Raw genomic sequence first — 22,199 nt, forward strand, 5'->3', positions numbered from 1 at the left:
TCGGGGGCGGCACGCGCGGTGACGCGGGTGCCGCCCCCGAGGTGTCTCCGCAGTAGTGCGGCCGACCAGCGGAAGAATCCGCTTTGCCGCTGCGGGATGTGATCCGCCCCATAGACTTGCCCCACAAACCGGCGTTCCAACGAGGGGTCGGGGTGGGGACGCAGCCGCAGCACGCGTTGCACCGCACGGTCGTGGTCGTCGACGTGTCCGCGTTCAGCCGGCGGTTGCGCGTGCCGCAGGAGGAGATCAGGCGCGGGCTGTACGCGGCGCTGGAGGCGGCGTTCGACGACAACGGGCTGGACTGGTCGGCGACGCACCACGAGGACCGCGGCGACGGGGTGTTCGTGCTCGTGCCGCCCGACGTGCCGAAGAGCCGGGTGGTCGACGGCCTGCCGCACGCGCTGCTCGGCGAGCTCCGCCGGTACAACGCGACCCGCAACGATGACGCCCGCATCCGGCTCCGGATGGCGATCACGGCGGGCGAGGTGCAGCACGACGAGCACGGCGTGGTCGGCGACGAGGTGACGCTGGCGTTCCGGCTGCTCGACTCCAAGCCGCTGCGGGAGGCGCTCGACCGCTCGACGGCGGTGTTCGCGCTGATCGTCTCCGACCGGTTCTACGACGACGTGGTGCGGCCCGACCCGGCGCTGGACCCCGAGTCGTTCCGCCGCGTGAGCGTGGACGTCAAGGAGGTCCACGGGCGCGCGTGGCTGCACGTGCCGGACCGCTCCGCGCCGGCGCGGGCCCCGAAGCCGGAGAGGGCGCCACGCCCGCGCCGCAAGCCGCCGTGGGCGCGTCTCGGGTTGATCGTGCTGCTGGTCGGGGCGGGCGCGGTGGACGCCTTCGGCGCGCGACCGCCCGTCGTGCCGCCCTGCCCTCCCCCGGTCCAGTTGAACGTGCTGGTGTCGGCCGAGAAGGAGGCGGTGGTCCGCTCGCTCGCGCTGGAGCTGGAGAACGACTCCGCGGGCTGCAAGGAGTTCAACGTGCTGGTGTTCACGGGCAAGTCGTCCGACCAGGGCGCGGCCGAGGCGCTGGGTCGCGGCTGGCAGCCGGGCGACCTGACGAAGGAGGGCCCCGAGCCGCACGTGTGGCTGCCGGACAGCACCGCCGAGGTGCGGGCGATCGAGGACGCCTTGAGCCGGCGCCCGGACGTGGAGCTGCACGTCCGGGCGGGGGTGGCGCTGTCGCCGGTGGTGCTGGGCGCGTCGGAGGACCTGGCCGCGCAGATCGCACCGGACGACGAGTTCGAGTGGCGGCACGTGACGCGGCCCGCGGCGGTGGACACGTCCTCGGGCGTGGGCCTGCTGGCGGCCACCGCGCTGGCGCAGGCGGAGCTCGGCCCGGACCTGGACTCGCCCCGCGCGGCGCGGGTGCTGCACGACGTCACCCGGCGGACGAGCACCGGCACGCCGTGCGTCGGCGACGTGGCGCTGGTCGGGTCGGAGCAGGCGGTCGCGGACACCGACGGCTGCCGGGTGCTCTACCCCCGCGACGGCGCGCTGGTGCTGGATCACCCGTTCGTGGAGGTCGCACGGCCGCAGCGGCCGAACCCGCGGCGGCAGCGGATCGTGCACCGGCTGCTGGAGCACCTGCGGTCGCCCTCCGCCCAGGACCAGTTCAAGCGCGCGGGTTTCCGCGACCTGGACTGGAACGTGATCGCGCGACCGGGTTCCGGCGTGCGGCCCGATCGACCGCAGGCGCTGTCACCCCAACCGCACCCGAGTGCGGTGCGTGAGGCGTGGGAGGCCGCGAGCAGGCCCCGGGTGATCGGGGTGGCCGGTGACGGCTCGGCGGCGGCGGACCTGTTCGCGTCCCGGGTGGAGGCGTTGGCCGGCCCGCGTGACCGGGTGGTGCCCCTGCCGTTGACCGGAGGCGTGTTCGAAGCGGGCGCCGAGGAGCACGCGCACGTCGTCGTGCTGGTGTCGGCGACGGGGGTCCCGTCGATCCCCAAGACCGTCCGCGGTCCCGTCCGGGTGGTGGCCGTCGGGTTCGCGGAGGGCGCGTGCGCGGTCTCAGCGCCTCTCTACGAGGCCGTGACGGCCCACGGGGGAACGTGCCAGGAGATCGTCGACCGGAACGGCTCCGGGGCGGCTCAGCGCCAGGAAGACGCCTTGGACGCCATAGCGCGCGCTGCTTGGGGAGGGTGACGTGATCCGTGTTCTGCTGCCGCTGGTGGCCCTCCTGGCCGCCTGCACGACCCCGGTCCGGGACGACGCGAAGGACGGCGTCGGGCCGATCACCTTCGTGGACGGCCGCGACACCACCGCGAACAGGCAGGTGCACGAGCTGGTCGACCGCTGGAACGAGCAGGCCAGCAGGCGCGAGCAGGTGAAGTTCGTGGAGATGCCGACGTCCACCGACGCCCACCGGGCCCAGCTGACCGCGCGGGCGCAGGACCTGGAGGGCGTGCGCGGCAGCCCGGAGTGCTACGACGTGATGGCCGTGGACATGGTGTGGACGGTGCCGTTCGCCGCGGCCGGGCACTTGGAGCCGCTGGACCCGGTCGAGTTCGGCGTGGACCGGATGCTGCCGGAGGCGGTGGACGCGGCGAGGTCTCCGGACGGGGGCAAGCTGTGGGCGATCCCGTGGCGCGCCGACGCCGGGTTGCTCTACTACCGCCGGGACGTGCTCGAGCAGGAACGGGTGGAGCCGCCGACCTCGTGGGAGGAGCTGCGGCGGCAGGCGAGCGAGATCGCGCCGCTCTACGGTCTGCACGGCTTCGTCGGCCAGTTCCGGCGCTACGAGGGCCTGGTCGTGAACATGGCCGAGGCGGTCTGGGCGCACGGCGGCGACCTGGAGCGCCTGGACGCCGCCGAGACGAAGGCGGGCGTGCGCGCCGTCGCCGACGGCTTCGCGCAGGACTGGATCCCGCACGAGGCCCGCGACCACGACGAGCTCGCCTCGCTGGAGGCGTTCCAGTCCGGCCGGGCGCTGTTCATGCGCAACTGGCCGTTCGCCGGGCCGGTGCTCAAAAGCGACGGGTCGAAGGTGTCCGGCAAGTGGGACGTGGTCGCGCTGCCGTGGCCCAGCGCGCTGGGCGGGTGGAACCTGGCCGTGTCGCGGTGCTCGGCGAACCAGAAGACCGCCCGCGAGTTCATCAAGTTCATCACCCGCGACGACAACCAGCGGCGCATGGGCGAGCTCGCCGGGTGGGCGCCCACCTCCCGGGCGCTGTACGAGGAGCCGGACCTGGTGCCGCGCGAGCTGCGGGACAGCCTGCTCGCCGCCCGGATCAGGCGCCCGTCGCCGCACTACGACGAGCTGACCGGCGTGATGCAGGAGAGCCTGCACCACGTGCTGGACAACCCGGGTTCCGTCGACCAGTCGCTGGACCAGCTCGCGGACGACCTCGCCAGGGCCGCCGAGGGCCGCTAGGCGGTGGTTGCGCAGGACCGTCAGGCGGTGGCCGCGCAGCCGTCAGGCGGTGGCCTCCTCGACGCGCTTGGTGGTCTGCTTCGCGGCGCGGTTCCAGTCGATCCAGCCGCGGATCACCAGGACGGCGAAGATCGTGTAGACCAGGGCGCTGAACCACAGCCCGGACTGGATCTGCAACGGCACGCCGATCGCGTCCACCACCAGCCACACCAGCCAGAACTCGACCAGGCCGAGCCCCTGGAGGGTGAAGGCGAGCACGGTCCCGACGAAGATCGCGGCGTCCGGCCACGGCGCCCACGAGGCGTCCAGCGCGTCCAGCAGCAGCGCGAACCCGACCGTGCCGAGGACGAAGGCCGCCGCCACGGCGAGGCGCTCCTTCGCGGTGCCCTTGCGGACCACCACGCCGAACACCGGGTCACGCCGGCGCGCCCACGCCCACCAGCCGTAGAGCGTGATCAGCGCGATCACCACCTGGCGCGCGGCCGTGCCGCCGAGCTGCGCGGACACGTACACCACGAACAGCAGCGCGACCGAGACCAGCTGCACGGGCCACGTCCAGAGCGAGCGCTTCTGCGCCAGGTACACCACCACCAGCGCGAAGACCTGGCCGATGAACTCGGCCCAGGACACCTTCTGCCCGAACACCGTGAAGCCCTGCTCCATCAAGACGTGCACCGCGACCTCCATCCCCGACAGGCGTCCCCGGGGCATGGCAGGCCAACCGCACGCGCGCCTCCCATCCGGACTTTCACCGTCGGCCCCGGAATTCCACCGGGTCAACCGCCCTGGTGGGCGGGTCGCGGGCTGTCACCGCCGGTTCGGATTTCCACCGAGCCCCGGAGCGCGTGTCTCTCATTGCGTCGGAACATCATCTCGCCCGGAACTGTTCCTGGGGTGATCGACGGCACAGTGCGCACGATCCGAGAACGCACCCACTCCTGGTCATCTCGACTTCAGGGCCGGTACACCGGCGGCCGGTAGCTTCCGCCGAATGCGAATCCTGCTCATGGCCGCGGTGGTGCCGCTGCTCATCGCCTCCTCACCCGGGCCGGACGTGGTCGTGCCGGTCGCGCAGACCCGCGCGTTCGTCGACGACGCGTCCGGGCTCCCGGCCCACGCCGACGCCGACGACCCGGCGATCTGGGTGCACCCGCGCTCGGCGCGGCAGAGCGTCGTGCTGGGCACGTTGAAGGAGGGCGGCTTGGCCGCGTTCGACCTGGCCGGTCGGACCCTGGGCACCTACCCGGCGCCGCTGCCGCCGACGCCGGGGGCCAAGCCCGGCCGGTTCAACAACGTCGACGTGCTCAGCGGGGTCTCACTGGGCGGGGCGCCGGTCGGCGGGCGCTCCCGTGACCTGGCGTTCGTCAGCGACCGCGGCCGTGACCGGATCCGGGTCTACGAGATCGACGGTCGCGGCGCGGCGGCGGGCGCCGCGGTCGTGCGGGACGTGACCGACCCGGGCGCGCGGCCGGTGTTCTCCTCGTCGGAGGAGGAGGTGGACGACCAGCACACCGCGTACGGGTTGGCGTCCGGGTTCGTCGGCCGCACGCCGGTGGTCGTGACGAACCGCCGCAGCGAGACCAGGGTCGCGTTGCTGCGCGTGACGGCGGGTCCGGGCGGTTCGGTCGGCACGGCGGTGGTGTCGACGCTCGACCTGCCGTCGTCGTTCCCGCTGCCCGACGGCACGACCTGGACGCCGTGCGGCGAGCCGGGTGAAGGCCCCCAGTTGGAGGGCATGGTGGTCGACTCCGAGCACGGCGTGCTGTACGCGGCGCAGGAGGACGTCGGCATCTGGCGCGTGCCGCTGCGGGCGACCGGGTTCGGCAGGCCCGCGCTGATCGACAAGGTTCGCTCGTTCGGGGTACCGCAGACCTACGACCCGGAGACCGAGGAGTGCTCGGTGTCCGGTGCCGACCCCGGGTTCGGTGGCCGTCACCTGACCGCCGACGCCGAGGGGCTGACCGTCGGCGACGACTACCTGATCGCGTCCAGCCAGGGTGACTCGCGGTTCGTGGCCTATGAGCGGACCGGCCGCAACTCGTACGTCGGCGAGTTCGTGGTCGGGGCGGGCCGGGGGAACGACTCGGTCGAGCACTCCGACGGCGCGCACCTGGTGACGGCCGACCTCGGCCCGGCTTACCCGGAAGGGCTGCTTGTGGTGCACGACGGCGAGCGCGCGCCGGCTGCGGGTGACTTGCCGACGACCGGGTTCGCGTACGTGAGCTGGGAGGACGTGCTGGACGAGTTGGACTGACCCGCGAGCGCCGGTACGGCTGGGTTCGGCGCCGGTACGGCCCGATTTGACATGGGGCCACTCACGGGCACTCCAGGCCGGCCGAAGCCATGTCAAATCGGGCCTCTGCGGGGAGGTCGGGTCCGTCGCGGTGCGGGGGATGGGGCGTCGGTGGGTCCGCTGCGGGTCCGTTGTGCGGCGGTCCGGGTGACGGCGTCGCTAGGCGCGGAGGTGTCAGAGCCCTTCGGGGCGCGGCGGCACCTGCATGCCGGCGGGCGGGGTCGGCGGGTCCACCTGGGCCTGCCTGACCGGGCGGGCGGCGGCCGTCACGGGCTCCTGCGCGCGAGCCGTCGCCGAGTCCTCCGAGCGACGCGGCGCGGGCGTGATGTGCGCCGACTCCTCCTGGATGCGGTTGAGCCAGCCCTCCCAGCGCTGCTGCATCGGGCGGATGAGGCCGCCGCCGACGCCGATCACGATGACGCCGCCGACCGTGGCCAGCACCGTGATCAGGACCGGCATGGTGACCGCGACGGCGATGCCGAGCTGGTTGAGCGCGGCGATGACACCGAGCGCGACGATGAAGCCGTACGTGATGTTGCCCAGGATCCGCGCGTACGGGCGGCCACCCAGCGCGCCGGTCACCAGGCCCTTCAGCGCCTTGCCGACCGCGGCGGCGACGAGCACCAGGACGATGGCCACCACGATGCGCGGCAGGTACGCGATGACGTCGTTGAGCAGGGCGCTCACCGCGTTCCCGGTGCCGAACACGCCGAACGCGAGCTGCAGGGCGATCAGCAGCACGAAGTAGTAGACCAGCTTGACGATCAGGTTGGAGGCGTCGATCGGGGACTTCGACATCGCGCCACCGAGGCCGGAGCGCTCCACGAGCCGGTCGAAGCCGACCCGCTTGAGCAGGAACCCGACCGCCTTCGCCAGCGCCTTGGCGATCAGCCAACCGATGAGCAGCACGACCAGGAAGCCGAGGAGTTTCGGCACGAACGTGGCCACCATCGTCCACGCCTGCCCGAGTCCTTCGGTGATCTGGGTACCCACGACGACCCTCCTTCGCTTTCGCTTGTGGTCGAGATCGTTTCTCAGCGCGCATCACCCGGCAACCTGAAGTGGTGGCACGAAAGGGTGACTGACGTGGCGGTTCTCGCGCCGGCAGTCCAGAGTGGAATCACCGGTGGGGACCGGGGAGAGGGAAACGCCCGGCGCGGGAATTCTCGCGCCGGGCGTTTTCGCGTGGGCTGTTTCGCGTCAGTTGCCGATCGCGGTTCAGAACTGCGCGGACAGGCCCCGGCCGGCCAGGTAGGCCTGCACGTGCTCCGCCGAGGTCGCCTGGTTCACGTCCGGCCTCGGGTCGCCGGGGCAGTTGGAGCTGCTCGGCGGCAGCACGCCGTCGATGAGGTACCGGTTGACGGCCCGGTTCACGCACGCGTTGCCGCTGCCGTAGAGGCCGTGCTTGCCCTCGTCCCGCACGGTGACCAGGTTGTGCCCGAGCCGTTCCGCCATGGCCGGTCCGCTCTCGTACTGGGTCTGGGTGTCGCCCTCCGCCTGCACGATCACGCCGACGGGGTAGCCGTGCCGCTTGAGCGCCACGGGGGGCTCCGGCGGCGTGAAGCTGCGGAACGCGCACGTCGTCGGAGCCGCGCGCAGGACGCCGAAGCCGTAGGGGTAGCGATCGCGGAAGACCCTCATGTCCTCGTAGTACGTCTCCAGGTCGGTCGGCCAGTCGACCTCGCACGTCACCGTGTGGAACACGCCGGAGACCAGCTCCTCACGCGCCTCGCCCGCCATCAGCGCGCCGGACTCGGACGGCGTGCCCGCCTTCAGCCCGGCCACCAGCACCGCGAGCTCGGACCACAGTGGACGGTACCGCGCGCCGACGCCGACGGCCGCGTCGAAGCGGGTGCGGTCCTGCTCGCCGACCGGGGCCTGCGCGAGGGCCGTCGCGACCGCCTCGACGGTGCCCACCACCTCTTCGGCGGTCGCGCCGAGGGCGAACCGGTCGTGGTGCTCGGCGGCCCAGGCCGACCACGCCTCGACGTTGCGCCGGTACGCCACCGCCTGCGCCCGGAACTGCTCGCGCCAGACCCACTCCGGGTGCACGGCCGAGTCGAGCACGCTGCGGTCCAGGCGCGTCGGGAACAGGGTGCCGTACACCGCGCCGAGGTAGGTGCCGTAGGAGTAGCCCAGGTAGTTGATCTTCTCCTCGCGCAGCACGGCCCGCACCACGTCGAGGTCGCGCGCGGTGTTCGCGGTGTTGACGAACGGCCGGATGCCGCCGGCGGCGCGGTGGCAGGCGTCCTCGGCGGCCTGCGCCTCGGCGGCCCACTTCGGGAACTCGGAATCAGCCGGTCGGGTGTCGATGGTGGCCAGTTCCGGGACCGTGCGGCAGTTCAGCGCGGTCGACCCGCCGACGCCGCGCGGGTCGAACCCGATCAGGTCGTACACCTTCGCCGGCTCGCTGCCGGCCAGGAACGACGGCATGCCGAGGCCCGAACCGCCCGGACCGCCCGGGTTGAGCACGAGGACGCCGCGCCTCCGATCCGGCTCCAGTGCCTTCTTTCGGCTGATGACCAGCGATATCCGTTCGGCGTCCGGCCGTGTGTAGTCCAGCGGCAGCACCAGTTCGGCGCACTCCAGCAACTGCTTGCACGGCGACCAGGCGAGCTGCTGCGAGTGGAACTCGGCCAGCGGATCGCCGCGCCCGGTTCCGAACGACGGCACGACCGCCGTCGCCAGCGCGGCGGCGACCACCAAGCCGACTGACATGTACCTGCGCACAAGACCCTCCCTGGCGAGCCGGTCAGAACGCCACCGACGGTAAGGGGATCGGCGCGGAGCGTCAGGGCGTGTCACTCGTTGGTGGCGTTGTGCGCGCCCGTGCGATCGTGGGGGTATGACCAGCTCAACCGCGTTGTCGCGGGACACCTTGCGAACGCTGCAACGGGCGTCGGGCGACCTGGCCGCGGCGAGCGTGGCCGAGATGGAGGAGCGCCTGCCCTGGTTCCGGCGGATGCCCGCCGACCAGCGGGCCGGCGTGCTGCTGCTGATACAGAACGGGGTCGCCGGGTTCGTGTCCTGGCTGCACGACCCGCAGCAGGCGATCCGGCTGACCGCCGAGGCGTTCCGCTCCGCGCCCAAGGACATCTCGCGGTGGGTGAGCCTGCGGCAGACCGTCGAGCTGGTGCGGATCGCGTTGGAGCTGTTCGAGGAGCTGTTGCCCAGGCTGGCCGAGAACGAGGCCGAACGGGCGTTACTCACCGAAGGCGTGCTGCGGTACGGGCGGGAGATCGCGTTCTCCGCGGCCACGTCGTACGCGGCGGCGGCCGAGGCGCGCGGCGCGTGGGACGCCCGGCTGGAGGCGCTGGTCGTGGACGGCATCGTGCGTGGCGACGCGGAGGAGTCGCTGCTGTCGCGGGCCACCGCGCTCGGCTGGGAACCGGCGGCCGAGGCGACCGTGCTGGTGGGCAACCCACCGTCGGACGACCCGCCGGCGGTGGTGTTCGAGGTGCGCAGCCGGGCGGCCCGCGTGGGGCGGCCGGTGCTGCTGAGCGTGCAGGGCTCGCGGCTGGTCGTGGTGCTCGGCGGCGAGACGGACCGGAGCGAGTCGCTGGTGCGGATCTCCGACGCGTTCGGCCCGGGCCCGGTGGTGGCCGGCCCGACCGTGACGAGCCTGGCCGACGCTCACCGGAGCGCGAGCGACGCGTTGTCCGGGCTGCGGGCGGTCGTGGGGTGGCCCGCCGCGCCGCGGCCGGTGCGGTCGCTCGACCTGCTGCCGGAGCGGGCGCTGGCGGGCGATCCGGAGGCCGAGTGGCAGCTGGTCGACCGGGTGGCCAGGCCGCTGGAGGAGGCGAGCGGCTCGCTGCTGGAGACGGTGGACGCGTTCCTCGAGGTGGGCGGCGTGCTGGAGGCGTGCGCGCGGAAGCTGTTCGTGCACCCGAACACGGTGCGCTACCGGCTCAAGCGGGCCACCGAGTTGACCGGGCGCAACGCGAACGACCCCCGTGACGCCCTGGTGCTGCGGGTCGCGCTCGCCGTGGGACGGCTGGCCCGTGCCCGCGGCCTCTGGTGACCCGGGAGGACGACCCCCGTCCGAGTGTGACGGACGACGCATCCTCGTTTGAGCCGGGATCGACAACACGCGACGTCGTTCTACGTTCATCTACGAGTCACATTTGTAGAGACCCTACAACCCACGGCCGCTGGTTTCGTCAGTGGCGACATCACCGGAAAGCACCCCGAGCGTGTTCAGTGAGCGGGTGATCGCGCTCCTCGCCCCCGGACAGGGGTCCCAGACACCCGGCATGCTCACCCCCTGGCTCGAGGTCGAGGGGGCCGCCGAGCGCGTTGCCGCGTGGTCCGAGGTGACCGGTCTCGACCTGGCCCGGCTGGGCACCACGGCGGACGCGGACGAGATCAAGGACACCGCCGTCACCCAGCCGCTGGTGGTCGCGCTCGCCCTGCTGGCCTACGAGGAGCTGCGCCGCCGGGTCGAACTGCCCGCCGACACCATCGTCGGCGGCCACTCGGTGGGCGAGTTGGCCGCCGCCGCCATCGCGGGCGTGCTGAGCACCGACGACGCCGTGGCGCTCGCCGCCGTGCGCGGCGCCGAGATGGCCGCCGCCTGCGCGTTGACGCCGACCGGCATGGCCGCGGTGCTCGGCGGCGAGGAGGACGAGGTGCTGGCCCGGCTCGACGAGCTCGGCCTGGTCGGCGCGAACCGCAACGGCGCGGGCCAGATCGTGGCCGCGGGCCCGTTGGACGCGCTGGCCGCGCTCGTCGAGCAGCCGCCCGGCCGGGCGAAGATCCGCACGCTGAAGGTCGCGGGCGCGTTCCACACCCGGTTCATGGCGCCCGCCGAGGAGGCGTTGCGCGCCCGCGCCGCCGGGATCGTGGTGAAGGACGCCGCGCTGCCCCTGCTGTCCAACGCCGACGGCGCCGTGGTGTCCGCCGGCGACGAGGTGCTGAGCCGACTGATCTCCCAGGTGACCCGCCCCGTGCGGTGGGACGCCTGCCAGGCAACCCTGGCCGGGCACGGCGTGACCGCGGTGGTCGAACTGCCGCCCGCGGGCGCGCTGACCGGCCTGGCCAAGCGCGAACTGAAGGGCACACCCACCTTGGGCCTCAAGACCCCCGACCAGCTCGACCAGGTCGTCGAGATGATCACGGCGACACCGTCGGAGGTGGCCGAGTGACCACCTTCTCGATGCCGACCGCCCAGGTCGGCACCCGCATCCTCGGCCTCGGCAGCTACCAGCCCGAGACGATCGTCAGCAACCACGACCTGAGCCTGCGGATGGACACGTCCGACGAGTGGATCCGCGACCGGGTCGGCATCGCCAACCGCCGCGTGGCCAAGCCGGACGAGCTGCTGGTCGACATGGCGGTCGAGGCGGGCGTCAAGGCCGTGGCCGACGCCGGGTTGACGCCGTCCGACATCGGCGCGGTCATCGTGGCCACCTGCACCATGCCGTCCCAGATCCCCAACGCCGCGGCGCAGGTCGCCGACCGGATCGGGATCGCGGGCGCGCCCGCGTTCGACATGAACGCCGCGTGCGCGGGCTTCTGCTACGCCCTGGGCACCGCATCGGACCTGGTGCGGGCGGGCACGGCGAAGCACGTGCTGGTCATCGGCGCGGAGAAGCTGACCGACTGGGTCGACCCCGACGACCGGTCCACCGCGATCATCTTCGCCGACGGCGCGGGCGCGGCGGTCGTGGGACCGTCCGACGAGCCGGCCATCGGCCCGGTGTCGTGGGGCAGCGCCGGCGACCTCGTCGACATGATCCACATCAAGGACCGGGCGTCGTTCATCTTCCAGGAGGGCCAGTCGGTCTTCCGCTGGGCGACCACGCAGATCGCGCCGATCGCCCTCAAGGCGATCGAGCTGGCCGGCCTGCAGGTGTCCGATGTGGACGTCTTCGTGCCGCACCAGGCGAACCTGCGCATCATCGAGGCCATCGCGAAGCGGTTGCACGCCAAGGGTGCGCGTGAAGACCTCGTGATCGCGCGTGACATCGTGGACTCCGGCAACACCTCGTCGGCTTCGATCCCCCTCGCGCTGGACCACATGCGCGCGGCGGGAGAGGTGCGCAGCGGTGACGTGGCGCTGCTCGTCGGCTTCGGAGCCGGCCTGTCCTACGCGGGACAGGTCGTCCGGCTGCCGTGACCGCAATCCGAGACTCCGGTGGGACCAACCAGCCGGCGATGCAAGAAGGAAGGGATTTTCAGTGAGCAACGAGGACATCCAGAAGGGGCTCGCCGAGATCGTCGAGGAGGTCGCCGGTGTCGAGGCGGCCGACGTGACGGCTGACAAGTCCTTTGTGGACGACCTGGACATCGACTCGCTGTCCATGGTGGAGATCGCCGTGCAGGCCGAGGACAAGTTCGGCGTGAAGATCCCGGACGACGAGCTGGCCAACCTCAAGACCGTGGGCGATGCGGTCAACTACATCGCCAGCAACGCATGACCAGTAGCAACGATGTCGTCGTCACCGGGCTGGGTGCCACCACCCCGCTCGGTGGCGACGTCGCCACCACCTGGGATGCGCTCCTGGCCGGCCGCAGCGGTGTGAAGCCGCTGATCGGGGGCTTCGCGGAGCGGTTCGAGCTGCCCGTGCGGATCGCCGCGCAGCTCGCGGTCGAGCCGACCGAGGTGCTGCCGCGCGTCGAGGCGCGCCGGCTCGACCGCTGCGAGCAGGTCGCGGTGGTCGCCGCCCGCCAGGCGTGGGCGGACTCGGGGCTCGGCGAGGACGAGGTCGACCTGGAGCGGCTGGGTGTCGTGATCGGCACCGGCATCGGCGGCGCGATGACGCTGCTGGACCAGGACGACCTGATCGAGGCGTCCGGCCTGCGCAAGGTCTCGCCGCTGACCGTGCCGATGCTCATGCCCAACGGCCCGGCCGCGCACGTCGGCCTGGACCTGAAGGCACGCGCGGGCGTGCACGCGCCGGTGTCGGCCTGCGCGTCCGGCGCCGAGGCGCTGGCCTGGGCGTGGCGGATGCTGAAGACCGGCGAGGCGGACGTGGTCGTGGCAGGCGGCGCGGAAGCGTGCATCACCACCATCACCATGGCGGGCTTCATCCAGGCCCGGACCATGAGCACCCGCAACGACGACCCGGAACGCGCGTCGCGCCCGTTCGACGTCAACCGGGACGGGTTCGTGCTCGGCGAGGGCGCCGGGATCATGGTGCTGGAGCGCGAGGACTTCGCCCGCGCCCGCGGCGCGCGGATCTACGGCAAGCTCGCGGGCATCGGCACCACCTCCGACGGCTACCACATCACGGCGGCCGACCCGGAGGGCATCGGTCAGTCCCGGGCCATCACGAAGGCGCTCCGCTCCGCGGGCGTCGAGCCGGCCGACGTCGGCCACGTCAACTGCCACGCGACGTCCACCCCGGTGGGCGACGTGATCGAGCCGCAGGCCGTGCGCCGCGCGATCGGCGACCACCCGGTGCTGACCGCGCCCAAGGGCAACCACGGCCACCTGCTCGGCGCCTCGGGCGCGGTGGAGGCGATCACCACGCTGCTGTCGGTCCGCGACGGCATCGTGCCGCCGACGCTGAACCTCGACGACCAGGACCCGAGGGTGCAGCTGGAGGTCGTGACCGGCGAGCCGCGCAAGATCGAGCTGACCGCCGCGGTGAACAACTCGTTCGGGTTCGGCGGGCACAACGTGTCGCTCGTCTTCACCCAGGCCTGACCCGTCCCACGAGGAGCTCCGCGATGACTGCCCTTGCGTCCAGGCCGGTGACCCCGGTCGCGGACGGCGACACCGATCCGCGCGATCCGGAGGTCCGGCTCGCGCAACTGCTCGACCCCGGGTCCGTCGCGCCGCTGCGGCCCCGTGACGGCAGCGGCATGTTCGCCGTGCGCGGCCGGATCAACGGCGCGAAGGTGGTCGCGTACTGCAGCGACGCCACGCGGATGGGTGGCGCGCTCGGTTCCGAGGGGTGCCGGCACATCGTCGAGGCGATCGACGTCGCGGTGCGCGAGCGCACACCGGTGATCGGCGTCTGGCACTCCGGCGGCGCGCGGCTGCCGGAGGGCGTGGAGTCGTTGGACGGCATGGGCCAGATGTTCGCCGCGATGATCCGGGCGTCCGGCCGGGTGCCGCAGATCTCCGTGGTGGTCGGTCCGGCGGCGGGCGGTGGCGCGTACGGCCCGGCGCTGACCGACGTGGTGATCATGGCTCCGGCCGGCAAGGTCTTCGTGACCGGGCCGGACGTGGTCCGCTCGGTGACCGGCGAGCAGATCGACATGGACGGTCTCGGCGGCGCGGAGGCGCACGGGCGCAAGTCCGGTGTCGTGCACGTGATCGCGGACGACGAGCCGGACGCCTACGAGCGGGCGCGCCGGATCACCGGGCTGTTCGCCCAGCCCGGCGTGTTCGACCTGCACTCGGTGCCCGACGGCGACGACCTGCGGGCGTTGCTGCCGGAGCAGCCGCAGCGGGCCTACGACGTCAAGCCGCTGGTGCGGGCGATCCTGGACGACGACTCGTTCGAGGAGTTGCAGGCCAAGTGGGCGCCGAACGTCGTGGTCGGCCTCGGCCGGCTCGGCGGGCGCACGGTCGGCGTGATCGCGAACAACCCGATCCGCAAGGGCGGGTGCCTCGACTCGCTGTCGGCGGAGAAGGCGGCGCGGTTCGTGCGGATGTGCGACGCGTTCGGCGTGCCGCTGCTGGTGCTGGTGGACGTGCCGGGGTACTTGCCGGGCGTCGGCCAGGAGTGGGACGGCGTGGTGCGGCGCGGGGCGAAGCTGCTGCACGCGTTCGGTGAGGCGGTCGTGCCGCGGGTGACGTTGGTGACGCGCAAGTCGTACGGCGGCGCGTACATCGCGATGAACTCGCGTTCGCTCGGCGCCACGGCGGTGTTCGCGTGGCCGATCGCCGAGGTGGCCGTGATGGGGGCCAAGGCCGCGGTCGGCATCCTGCACCGCAAGAAGCTGGCCGCCGTGCCGGACGATGAGCGCGAGGCGTTGCACGCGCGGCTCGTCGAGGAGCACGAGCGGATCGCGGGCGGCGTGGACCGTGCGATCGCGATCGGCGTGGTGGACGAGGTCGTCGAGCCGACCAGGACGCGGCGCAAGCTGGCGCAGGCCCTCGCGGCGGCGCCGGCGGGCCGGGGCGCGCACGGCAACATCCCGTTGTAGGGGGCCGGCGTTCGGTGGGGTCGCCACAGTCGGGGGGCGACCCCACTGCCGTGTTCCGAGCGTTGAACTCAGGGGTCCTGAACGTAGGACTCTCGCGACGCGAACGTAGGACTCACGGGTTCCGGAGGTAGGACTCGCGGGGTCAGCAGGCGGTGAACTGGGAGGTCGAGCCCTCGGTGCCGAGGTCGACGCGGAGCGTGCCCCGTTCCGCCTGCAACGGGTAGACCACGCGCCAGTGGATGCAGTCGGCCTGGAGTTCGGCCGGCGCCTTCACGACGTCCTGGGTGCTGGTGAACGTCATCAGCACCCGCAGCCTGGTCGGCGAGACCGACTCGATCCGGTGCACCAGGATCGACCCGTCCCGCGAGCTCTCGTAGTCCGACAGCCACCGCGACCTCGGCGTCTGGCCGACCCGGTGCGCGGTCACGGTCTTGGCCCACTGCTCGTAGTCGTGGGCGTTGATCGCGTCGAAGAACTGCTGGAGCACCTCGCGCACGCGTTGGCCGTCCGGGTGCTGCGCCGCGTCGACGCTCAGCTGCACCGAACCGCTGCCCGGCTGCGCGCTGCGGGGCACCGAACTCGACGGCCCCGAACCGGGCGCCGCCACCTGGCCGCCCTGGGTCACCGCGGGCCGCTGGTACGCCTCGCGCGCCAGCACGCCGACGCCCGCGGTCGTGGCGGCGATCACGAGCACGGCGGGCAGCAACAGGCGTGCGGACACCCTTGGAGCGTGCCACAGCGCCCATACGGACCGATAATCACCCGTACGGCCTAGCGACTGACCCGCGCAATGCGGTTTAGGCAGGTGGATCCGACTACCCACAATGGCCATCAAGGGCACCGGACATCCTTTTCCGCAATATCGGACCGCACCCGGTCCCAAATAGCGGGAGCAGCCACCTCGCCAGCCCTTTCGGTACCGTCCGTGACCGAACCCGCAATTCAGCGGGAAGATCCTGAAACCGCAGGTGAGCGCGGCCGAACGCGAAGAACGATCGCGTTTCGTTTAGACTCCTCCGGTAGCTGATCTCCACACGGTCGGGCAGCTAAACATCGCGATCGGGTGACCTTGGTTTGCCTATGCCCACCAGCAGTGCTGATCTGAGGCACGCTCACTCGCACGAATGGACGTCAACACCCCCCGAAATGGTGGATTGGCTTCTCCACCGTTGCCGTGCGGGAATAACTCGGTCGCACACATCGCGAGGAGGCGAAACCGTGGATCTCCGCTATGAGGCCTACTGCTTCGCGGACCGTCTGTTCTACGACGTGCAAAACCACGCGGAAACCTCCGAAGATGATTTCTCGAAGGTGCTCCCCCCGTTGCCGGAAGGCTGGTCGCAGGGCGATCGCAACATCTGGCGGCACACCTACCCGCAGGGCGTGCCCCTGCCGAAGCAGGGCTGGAAGATCCATGTTTCGGCGACCGTGCTGAACGCGGGCGAGGTGCTGCTGAAGTCCTACGAGTACCTGGTCGCGCGCCGGATCCCGTTCAAGTACCTGCGCACCCGGTCCATCGTGCTGGCCCGCAACTCGAAGTACGCGCCCCGTGAGGGCAGCGGCAAGCTCATCACCATCTACCCGGCCGACGAATCCGAGCTGGAGTCGACGCTCCTCGAGTTGTCCGAAATCCTCAAGGGTCAGTCGGGCGCCTACATCCTGAGCGACCTCCGCTACGGCGCCGGCCCGTTGTTCGTCCGCTACGGCGGATTCGTCGAGCAGTGGCTGGAGAAGGACGGCAAGCGCGTGCTGGCCATCGAGGGCCCGGACGGCGCGCTCGTGCCCGACCAGCGCAAGCCGACCTTCTGGACGCCGGAGTGGGTGAAGATCCCGGCGTGCCTGGAGGAGCACCTGGCCGTGCGCCGGGCGGGCAGCGCGGACGAGTTCCCCTACCGGGTGCTCCGCTCGCTGCACTTCTCCAACGGCGGCGGCGTGTACGAGGCGATCCGCAAGTCCGACGACCGGCGGTTGGTGCTCAAGGAGGCCAGACCGCACTCGGGCCTGGACCGGCTGAACGTCGACGCGGTGGCCCGGTTGCACCGCGAGCACGAGATGCTCAAGGTGGTCGCGGGCGTCCCGGGCGTGCCCGAGGTGTTCGAGCGCTTCAGCGCGTGGGAGCACGAGTTCATGGCCATGTCCCAAGTGCCCGGCCGCCCGCTCGGCCAGTGGCTCGGCCAGCACTACCCGCTCACCCACCACGAGATCTCCGACGAGGCGGTCACCGCCTACACCGAGCGCGCGCTGAAGCTCATCGCCGACGTCGAGCGGATCATCGGCGACGTGCACGCCCGCGGCCTGGTGTTCTGCGACCTCCACCCGCTCAACATCCTGGTGGACGACGACGACTCGATCTCGCTGATCGACTTCGAGCTGGCGTTCCGCGTCGAGGAGGACAACAAGCCCACGCTCGGCTCGCCGGGCTTCCAGGCGCCGCCGGACCGCAGCGGCTTCGAGATCGACGAGCACGCCCTCGCCGCGCTGCGCCTGTACCTGTTCCTGCCGCTCATCACCATTCTCGACCTCGCGCCGGTGAAGCTGCAGTCCCACGTCGACTTCATCCAGCGCCGGTTCGGCCTGTCCGACGAGTACTGCGCGAAGATCCTCGCCGGCTTGGAGCGCCGCGTCGACCCGCCGACCGAGTCGCCCACGACCGTGCTGGACGCGCCGGAGCCGGAGCTGCCGGTGGTGCTCAAGATGGTCGCGGCGGCAATCCTGGCCAGCGCCACCCCGCAGCGCGATGACCGGCTGTTCCCCGGTGACGTGGAGCAGTTCGAGACCGGCGGCGCGACCTTCGGTTACGGTGCGGCGGGCGTGCTGCACGCGCTGGACGTCGCGGGGCAGGGCCGGTTCCCCGACCACGAGCGGTGGCTGCTGGAGGCCGTGCGCCGCGACCCGCCGAAGGAGCCCGGCTTCTTCAGCGGCGCCCACGGCATCGCGTACGTGCTGGAGAACTTCGGCCACCACGACCTCGCGGGCGAGTTGGTCCGCTCCTACGCCACGATGGTGCCCGACACCGAGGACCACGGCCTCGGCTCCGGCCTCGCGGGCATCGCGCTCAACCTGCTGCACTTCGCCGGCACGCGCGACGACGAGACCTACGCCGAGCAGGCGGTGGAGCTGGGCGAGCGCCTGGACGCCGAGCTGGCGAACGTCGAGCCGCCCGGCGACAAGGCCCGCGCGGGCCTGGAGCACGGCTGGTCCGGTCCCGCGCTGCTGTTCCTGCGCCTGTTCGAGCGCACCGGCGACCGGCGCTGGCTGGACGTGGGCGTCAAGGCGCTGGAGCGCGACCTGGCCGAGACGATGATCGCGCTGGACGGCTCGACGCAGGTCCGGGACGGCACCGCCCGCACCCTGCCCTACGTCGGCACCGGCAGCGCGGGCATCGCACTGGTGCTCAACGAGTTCCGCCTGGTCGAACCGGACCTGCCGGTGCTGGACAAGCTGCCGGAGCTGCTCGGCGCCACGACCGGCGAGTTCGTCATCCAGCCCGCGCTGATGCTGGGCCGGGCCGGTCTGCTGGCCACCCTCGTGCACACCGGTGGACCCCGGCGCGCGATCGACCGGCACCTGAGCTCGCTCGCCTGGCACGCCGTCCCCTACCAGGGCGGGCTGGCGTTCCCCGGCATCCAGCTGCGCCGGTTGTCGATGGACCTGAACACCGGTGGGGCGGGCGTCCTCTTGGCGCTCGGCACCCTCGCGAACGGCACCCCGGTGCTGCCGTTCCTCACAGCCCCGACCCTCGCGGGTCGGTAGCAGTACCCCGTTCCAATTCCCCCGAATAAGGAGTTACCACCATGGACTTCATCCTCGACCTGCAGGACATGGAGACCCCCGAGGCCGCTTCCAACGCGATGGCGTCGGGCGGCAGCAGCAGCGGTGGCGGCGGCAGCACGTCCGCCTCGGGCCTGTCCCTGCTGGGCTGCGGCGCCCACTCCACCGTGAGCCTCGTGATCTGCTAGTTCGACTCGCAGCTCAGCTGCACCCCGGGTGAGCGGCGCAGTCGAAGTGCGCCGCTCACCCGGTCATCGGGGGTTCGACGGCATGCCGTCGGACCCCCGACACATGATGCGCCCGACCGCGGCAATCGTCATAGGAGTCCCAAAGCATGGTGCTCTCTTCTGTCGTGCGGCGAGATCCCCGCTGGCTGCTGCTGGCACTGAACGCGCTGCCTGCCACGACCGCCGGACTCCTCCTGCCCACCGCGCTGGCCTCGGCGGTGGACATGGCGCTGGCCGGGCGGCTGGACCGCGGCACGGTGTTGTGGCTGGTGGGGCTCGCGGGCGTGGAGGTTCTCGGTGACGCGATCGGTGTGGTGCTGGCGGCGGCGATCACCGCGAGCGGCGCGACGTGGCTGCGGCGCCGGCTGACCGCCCACCTGGTGGCCCTGGGCCACCCGGCGCGGTTCGAGCCGGGTGACGCGGTGAGCCGGCTGACCGGTGACAGCGCGATCGCGGGCGGTGTCTCGGTGCTGGCGGTGAACCTGGGCATCTCGGTGCTCACCGCAGCCGGTGCGATCACCGCGTTGGCGTTGCTGGACTGGCGGCTCGCGGTCGTGTTCCTGCTGAGCGTGCCGCTGGCGGCGTTGCTGGTGCGGTCGCACCTGCGGCTCACCGCCGCCGACGTCGCCACGTACCAAGAGGTGTCCGGCGAGCTGTCCGCACGACTGGTGGACGCCGTCGGCGGCCTGCGCACGATCGCCGCCTCCGGCCGCGCCGACCAAGAGGCCGAACGCGTCCTGCGCCCGCTCCCCCGCCTGACGGCCGCCGGCGTCGGCATGTGGCGCACCCAGGCGCGGATGATCTGGCGGGCCGGGCTGCTGCTGCCCGCCGTGGAGCTGGCCGTGCTGACCGCCGCCGGGTTCGGCGTGGTCGCGGGCCGGTTGAGCGTCGGTGACGTGCTGGCCGCCCTCGGGTACGTGGCGCTCGGGATGACAGTGGTCGGCCAGGCCACCCTGTTGACCGCCTTCCAGCGCGCACGGGCGTCCGCGCAACGGCTGGACGAAGTGCTGTCGACACCCGTGCCCGCCGAGAACCCGCCGGGCGGCGCGGCGGCCGGCGAGCTGGTGCTGACCGGTGTGAACGTGTCCGGCGCCCTGCACGACGTCGACCTGACCGTGCCCCCCGGGACGTTCGTGGCCGTGGTCGGCCGGTCCGGGTCGGGCAAGTCGGCGCTCGCGTCGGTGATCGGCGGGCTGACCCAGCCGTCCACCGGACAGGTGCGGCGCGGCGGGTCCGTCGGCTACGCGTTCGAGCGCCCCTCCCTCATCGGCACGACGGTCGGCGACACGGTCCGCTACGGCACGTCCCGCGATCAGGACGAGGTGGAGGCCGCCTGCCGTGCCGCGCAGGTGCACGACGTGGTGGTGCGGCTGCCCGAGGGCTACGACACCCCGATGTCGGCGGCGCCGATGTCCGGTGGTGAGGCGCAGCGGCTCGGCCTGGCGCGCGCGTTCGTGCGCGACCCGGCGGTGCTGGTGCTGGACGACGCCACGGCGAGCCTGGACATGGTGACGGAGTCCACTGTGGAACGCGCGGTCGAGTCGGCGCTGCCCGGGCGGACGCGGGTCGTGGTGACGCACCGCGCGGCCACCGCGCGGAGGGCGGACGTCGTGGTGTGGCTGGACGAGGGCCGGGTGCGCGCGGTGGGGCCGCACTCCGAGCTGTGGGATGACGACGAGTACCGGGCGGTGTTCGGCTGATGACGTACCTGCGGGCCTTGCGCGACCAGCGGCGCGGCATCGTCGTGCTGCTCGGCTGGTCGGTGTTGGAAGGAGTGCCCGCGCTGCTGTCCGGCCGGTTGGTCGGGTTGGCGGTGGACCGGGGTTTCGCGGCCGGCCGGCCCTGGGTCGGCGTCGGGTGGCTGCTGCTGTTCGCCGCGGTCGCCGTGCTCGGCGGGTTCGGGCTGCGGCAGGTGTTCATGCGGCTCGGTGCGGTGGTCGAGCCGTTGCGGGACGCGCTGGTGCGCCAGGTCGTGCGCGGTGTGCTGCACGGTGGTTCGCAGACCCGTCAGCCGGACGCGAGCGCGGTCGCCCGGATCACCCGGCACGTCGAGGTGGTGCGCGACGCCACCGCCGGTGTGCTGGTGCAGGCGCGTGCGCTGCTCGTGACCACGGCGGCGGCGCTGGTCGGGTTGGCGGTGACGGTGTCGTCGTTGGCGTGGCTGGTGATCCTGCCGGTGGTGGCGGCGCTCGTGCTGTTCGGTCTGCTGCTGCCGTCGCTGGCACGTGGCCAGCGGCGGCTGGTGCTGGCCGACGAGCAGTCGGCGGCGGTGGCCGGCACGGTGTTCCTCGGCATGCGGGACGTGGTGGCCGTCGGTGGTTCGGAACAGGCCCTGCACGACGTGATGGAGCAGGTGGACCGGCAAGCGTCGGCGACCGTGCGGATGGCGTACGCCACGGCGTTGCGCGGTGTGGTGATCGCGCTGGGCGGCTTCGCGCCACTCGTGCTGCTGCTGCTCGTGGCGCCGGGGATGGTGCGGGCAGGCACGTTGTCGGTCGGCGAGGTCCTGGGTGCCGTGGTGTACCTGAGCACCAGCGTGCAGCCCGCGCTTCGGCGGTTGGCGGACACGACGAGCACCATCGTGCTGCGGCTCGTGGTGGCGTTGCGCCGGTTGGCGGAAGCAACGCCGGTGGTCGACGTGCCGTCAGGTGACGCGGTGCCCGACGGGTCCGAGTTGGAGCTGCGCGGCGTGACGTTCGGCTGGAGCCCCACCGCCGAACCGGTCGTGCGCTCCCTCGACCTGGTCCTGCCGGAGGGCGCCCACCTCGCCGTCGTCGGCCCGAGCGGGATCGGGAAGTCGACCCTGGCCGGCCTCGTGACGGGCATGGTCGAGCCGCAGGCCGGCGTCGTGCGGTTCGGCGGCGTGCCGGTGCGCTCCGTGGCGCCGGAGGTGCGGCAAGCACGGATCGCCCTCGTCCCGCAGGAGACGTACCTGTTCACCGGCACGGTGCGCGAGAACCTGGCCTTGTTCACACCGTCGGCGTCCGACGCGGCGCTGCTGCGGGCGGTGGAGGCCGTCGGCGCGTCACAACTGGTGACGCGGTTGGGCGGCCTGTCGGGCACGGTGGGCCACGCCGGCGGAGGCCTGTCTGGCGGCGAAGCCCAACTCCTGGCCGCCGCGAGGGTCTACGCGTCACCGGCGAACGTGGTGATCCTCGACGAGGCGGCCTCAGCCCTCGACCCTGCGGCCGAGGCCTTGGTGGAACAGGCCTTCGCGGCCCGAGGCGGCACCCTGATCGTGATCGCCCACCGACTCTCGTCGGCACTGCGCGCGAACCTGGTCCTCCTGATGGACGGCGGCCCGCCCCTCTTGGGCAGCCACCACGACCTGCTGACCACCTCGCCCCTCTACCGGGACCTGATGGCCGCCTGGCAACCAACCCCGATCTCACCCTGACGAACGCCCGCCAGTGACCCCAACCGCCCACAAC

At 72.2% G+C, this 22,199-nt stretch carries 17 protein-coding genes and 1 riboswitch; of the genes, 13 read left to right on the forward strand and 4 right to left on the reverse strand.

The genetic code is table 11. From position 1 onward, the window contains the following. The first annotated feature begins 152 nt into the window (after positions 1–152). Together AB0H12_RS15035 and AB0H12_RS15040 are read left to right on the forward strand one after the other, a co-directional pair. Positions 153–2,147 carry a substrate-binding domain-containing protein gene (locus tag AB0H12_RS15035; RefSeq protein ID WP_499623466.1) on the forward strand — a complete coding sequence of 665 codons (1,995 nt, stop codon included), beginning with the start codon at positions 153–155 and terminating at the stop codon, positions 2,145–2,147. A gap of 1 nt (position 2,148) precedes the next feature. After that, positions 2,149–3,375, forward strand: a complete 1,227-nt coding sequence (locus AB0H12_RS15040; RefSeq protein ID WP_499623467.1) for an extracellular solute-binding protein — start codon at positions 2,149–2,151, stop codon at positions 3,373–3,375. 42 nt (positions 3,376–3,417) lie between these two features. Here AB0H12_RS15040 and pnuC read toward each other — a convergent pair whose 3' ends face one another. Next, the gene (gene pnuC / locus AB0H12_RS15045) at positions 3,418–4,050 is read right to left on the reverse strand and encodes a nicotinamide riboside transporter PnuC (RefSeq protein WP_499623468.1); all 633 of its coding nucleotides are present in this window, start codon (positions 4,048–4,050) and stop codon (positions 3,418–3,420) included. A gap of 49 nt (positions 4,051–4,099) precedes the next feature. Then, positions 4,100–4,223, reverse strand: a riboswitch (FMN riboswitch). Between the two features lie 143 nt (positions 4,224–4,366). Here pnuC and AB0H12_RS15050 point away from each other — a divergent pair. Beyond that, a complete protein-coding gene (locus AB0H12_RS15050; protein WP_499623469.1) occupies positions 4,367–5,629 on the forward strand; it encodes a phytase in 1,263 nt (420 codons plus the stop codon). 213 nt (positions 5,630–5,842) lie between these two features. Here AB0H12_RS15050 and AB0H12_RS15055 read toward each other — a convergent pair whose 3' ends face one another. Both AB0H12_RS15055 and AB0H12_RS15060 read right to left on the reverse strand, forming a co-directional pair. Further along, on the reverse strand, positions 5,843–6,661 hold the full coding sequence (locus AB0H12_RS15055) for a mechanosensitive ion channel family protein (RefSeq protein WP_499623470.1): 819 nt from the start codon (positions 6,659–6,661) through the stop codon (positions 5,843–5,845). Between the two features lie 225 nt (positions 6,662–6,886). Then, entirely contained in the window at positions 6,887–8,398 is a 1,512-nt protein-coding gene (locus AB0H12_RS15060) for an alpha/beta hydrolase (RefSeq protein WP_499623471.1), read from the reverse strand. A 115-nt stretch (positions 8,399–8,513) separates the two neighbouring features. Between AB0H12_RS15060 and AB0H12_RS15065 the strand changes: the two genes are divergently transcribed. From AB0H12_RS15065 to AB0H12_RS15090, 6 genes are all read left to right on the forward strand, one after another. Next, entirely contained in the window at positions 8,514–9,689 is a 1,176-nt protein-coding gene (locus tag AB0H12_RS15065) for a PucR family transcriptional regulator (protein WP_499623472.1), read from the forward strand. A gap of 172 nt (positions 9,690–9,861) precedes the next feature. After that, positions 9,862–10,812, forward strand: coding sequence for an ACP S-malonyltransferase (locus tag AB0H12_RS15070; RefSeq protein WP_499623473.1), 951 nt, complete (start codon positions 9,862–9,864; stop codon positions 10,810–10,812). A gap of 11 nt (positions 10,813–10,823) precedes the next feature. Next, positions 10,824–11,786, forward strand: coding sequence for a beta-ketoacyl-ACP synthase III (locus AB0H12_RS15075; protein ID WP_499623545.1), 963 nt, complete (start codon positions 10,824–10,826; stop codon positions 11,784–11,786). 61 nt (positions 11,787–11,847) lie between these two features. Then, the gene (locus AB0H12_RS15080) at positions 11,848–12,087 is read left to right on the forward strand and encodes an acyl carrier protein (RefSeq protein WP_053720023.1); all 240 of its coding nucleotides are present in this window, start codon (positions 11,848–11,850) and stop codon (positions 12,085–12,087) included. Then, on the forward strand, positions 12,084–13,319 hold the full coding sequence (locus AB0H12_RS15085; RefSeq protein ID WP_499623474.1) for a beta-ketoacyl-[acyl-carrier-protein] synthase family protein: 1,236 nt from the start codon (positions 12,084–12,086) through the stop codon (positions 13,317–13,319). Before AB0H12_RS15080 ends, AB0H12_RS15085 begins: the two co-directional genes overlap by 4 nt. Before the next feature lie 23 nt (positions 13,320–13,342). Continuing rightward, positions 13,343–14,770: an acyl-CoA carboxylase subunit beta gene (locus AB0H12_RS15090; protein ID WP_499623475.1), complete on the forward strand. Its 1,428-nt coding sequence runs from the start codon at positions 13,343–13,345 to the stop codon at positions 14,768–14,770. A 142-nt stretch (positions 14,771–14,912) separates the two neighbouring features. Here AB0H12_RS15090 and AB0H12_RS15095 read toward each other — a convergent pair whose 3' ends face one another. Further along, entirely contained in the window at positions 14,913–15,491 is a 579-nt protein-coding gene (locus AB0H12_RS15095) for a hypothetical protein (RefSeq protein ID WP_499623476.1), read from the reverse strand. A 497-nt stretch (positions 15,492–15,988) separates the two neighbouring features. Between AB0H12_RS15095 and lanKC the strand changes: the two genes are divergently transcribed. The 4 genes from lanKC (at position 15,989) to AB0H12_RS15115 (ending at position 22,165) form a co-directional block, all read left to right on the forward strand. Continuing rightward, the gene (gene lanKC, locus AB0H12_RS15100) at positions 15,989–18,523 is read left to right on the forward strand and encodes a class III lanthionine synthetase LanKC (RefSeq protein WP_499623477.1); all 2,535 of its coding nucleotides are present in this window, start codon (positions 15,989–15,991) and stop codon (positions 18,521–18,523) included. 41 nt (positions 18,524–18,564) lie between these two features. Continuing rightward, positions 18,565–18,729, forward strand: coding sequence for a SapB/AmfS family lanthipeptide (locus AB0H12_RS15105; protein ID WP_123743503.1), 165 nt, complete (start codon positions 18,565–18,567; stop codon positions 18,727–18,729). 146 nt (positions 18,730–18,875) lie between these two features. Beyond that, on the forward strand, positions 18,876–20,468 hold the full coding sequence (locus AB0H12_RS15110) for an ABC transporter ATP-binding protein (protein WP_499623478.1): 1,593 nt from the start codon (positions 18,876–18,878) through the stop codon (positions 20,466–20,468). Next, positions 20,468–22,165, forward strand: a complete 1,698-nt coding sequence (locus tag AB0H12_RS15115) for an ABC transporter ATP-binding protein (RefSeq protein WP_499623479.1) — start codon at positions 20,468–20,470, stop codon at positions 22,163–22,165. The genes AB0H12_RS15110 and AB0H12_RS15115 overlap by 1 nt, the downstream gene beginning before the upstream one ends. Positions 22,166–22,199 lie beyond the last annotated feature (34 nt).

The organism is Actinosynnema sp. NPDC023794, from assembly GCF_040639675.1.
Taxonomy (GTDB): domain Bacteria; phylum Actinomycetota; class Actinomycetes; order Mycobacteriales; family Pseudonocardiaceae; genus Actinosynnema; species Actinosynnema luteola.

What these genes read in the sequence shown, in the direction of transcription:
- AB0H12_RS15050 (WP_499623469.1), top strand. Translation starts at nt 4,367, where the DNA reads ATGCGAATCCTGCTCATGGCCGCGGTGGTGCCGCTGCTCATCGCCTCC.
- AB0H12_RS15065 (WP_499623472.1), top strand. Translation starts at nt 8,514, where the DNA reads ATGACCAGCTCAACCGCGTTGTCGCGGGACACCTTGCGAACGCTGCAA.
- AB0H12_RS15075 (WP_499623545.1), top strand. Translation starts at nt 10,824, where the DNA reads ATGCCGACCGCCCAGGTCGGCACCCGCATCCTCGGCCTCGGCAGCTAC.
- AB0H12_RS15085 (WP_499623474.1), top strand. Translation starts at nt 12,084, where the DNA reads ATGACCAGTAGCAACGATGTCGTCGTCACCGGGCTGGGTGCCACCACC.
- AB0H12_RS15090 (WP_499623475.1), top strand. Translation starts at nt 13,343, where the DNA reads ATGACTGCCCTTGCGTCCAGGCCGGTGACCCCGGTCGCGGACGGCGAC.
- AB0H12_RS15105 (WP_123743503.1), top strand. Translation starts at nt 18,565, where the DNA reads ATGGACTTCATCCTCGACCTGCAGGACATGGAGACCCCCGAGGCCGCT.
- AB0H12_RS15110 (WP_499623478.1), top strand. Translation starts at nt 18,876, where the DNA reads ATGGTGCTCTCTTCTGTCGTGCGGCGAGATCCCCGCTGGCTGCTGCTG.
- AB0H12_RS15115 (WP_499623479.1), top strand. Translation starts at nt 20,468, where the DNA reads ATGACGTACCTGCGGGCCTTGCGCGACCAGCGGCGCGGCATCGTCGTG.